Here is a 1,528-nt window from a genome sequence, read left to right on the forward strand (position 1 = left end):
CGGGTGGTGGCCAGGTCCGCAAGACGCGCTTCGGTTTCTGCGAGGGCGGCACTGAGATGCGCGATCTGATTGCGGAGCTCGTCCGCCCGGACCGTCAGGGCTGATTCAAAGTCGTGGTGATCTTGTTGGGGTGCTGGTCAGCTGATGTCCAGGAGCTTGAGCGGTCGGGTGAATGGTTCGTAGGACGCCTCGCGGAGTCCAGCGGCGATGCTGCGGTGTCCTGCGTCGCGGAGGGCGTTGATCGCGAGGTTGCGGAGGGTGGCCAGGTTGGCCGGTCCGTGGCCGGTGCGGATCTTCGAGGCGTCCCCGGCGAAGGTGGTGTCCCGGATGTGGTGGAGCCGGTTCTCGATGGTCCATTGTGACCGGGCCAGCTGGGCGATCCGCTGCGGGGAGGCTTCGGCCGAGGTCAGGTCCGTGATCGCGTAGACGGTCTCACGGGTGCACCTGCCGCTCGCGGTGTCCACGCGGTAGCGCAGGATCCGGGCGGCCTGGACGACATGGGGGAAGTCCAGACCCAGGCCAGTGACGGTCAGCACCCGGGTGGCTCTCGTCTCCCGGCGGCCGTGTCCGGCTTCGCGGTCGTAGCGGCGGGCGGTCACCTCCTTCCAGGGCAGCGAGCGCAAGGCGGCGAACAGATCGGGCTGGTTGGCCTTGACCAGGAAGAGGAAGTGCGCCTGCTTCCGCTCGACGAGGAAGCGGGCGTGAGCGGTCTGGGTGTGCAGGGCATCGGCGGTCACCACGACGTCGCGCAGGTCGAACGGCGCGAGCAGGGCGGCGAAGCAGGTGATCTCGTTCGTCTTGCCCGGCACGGGCAGCTGGCTGACGGTGCGTCCGTCGCCGGTCATCACGGCCAGGAGATGCACGGCCGGGACGGCGCCGTGACGCGAGCCGCGGGCGCACTTTCCGTCCACCGCGACGGTGTCGGCCCCGGCCGGGTCCTGGCCGGTCAGGTCCGCCAAACCGCCCGGACACACCGCGATCACGACCCGGCGGATGGTGGACAGTGACGGCGCGACACGCACCCGAAGTGTCCCGGCAGTGCGAGCGCCGAGCCGGGCCAGGGTGTCCTGCGGCGCGGCCCTGGACCACTGGCCGATCGCCGCCCACGAGCGGGCCCCGGCCGTCACCACGCACGCAGCGACCAGCAGTACCGCCACGAACGGGTGACGCACCCCGCGCCGCCGGCGTGGATCGGGCAGCACCGACAGCCGGTCCACGAGTGACGGCAGCGCGCGGTGCTGACGCGACGGCGACTTGATCAAGCAGACGGTGGCAGACTGACGGCACATCGAAGCTCCGGCTGAGAACGGCGACTTGGCAAGGTCACCCGTCTTCAACCGGAGCTTCGGTGCATCCGTCGCGGCCCCCGAACCGATCGTCACACCCCTGTGACCAGGCACACCACAAGATCACCACGACTTTGAATCAGCCCTGCCCGGACCGTGGCCTCATTTTCCCGAACGTGAAGGTCCACCAGGAGTTCGGTGATGCTCAAGCGGCCAGCCCAACGGTGTCGCGCCAGGCCGGG

The 1,528-nt window shown here is 69.6% G+C and carries 1 protein-coding gene; it reads right to left on the reverse strand.

Features of this window, described 5'->3' with window-relative positions; all coding sequences use genetic code 11:
* Nucleotides 1–137 precede the first annotated feature (137 nt).
* Entirely contained in the window at nucleotides 138–1,262 is a 1,125-nt protein-coding gene (locus ACFYP3_RS37780) for an ISAs1 family transposase (RefSeq protein WP_388842648.1), read from the reverse strand.
* Nucleotides 1,263–1,528 lie beyond the last annotated feature (266 nt).

Origin of the sequence: Streptomyces sp. NPDC005533 (genome assembly GCF_042871845.1) — a bacterium.
Classification (GTDB): domain Bacteria; phylum Actinomycetota; class Actinomycetes; order Streptomycetales; family Streptomycetaceae; genus Streptomyces.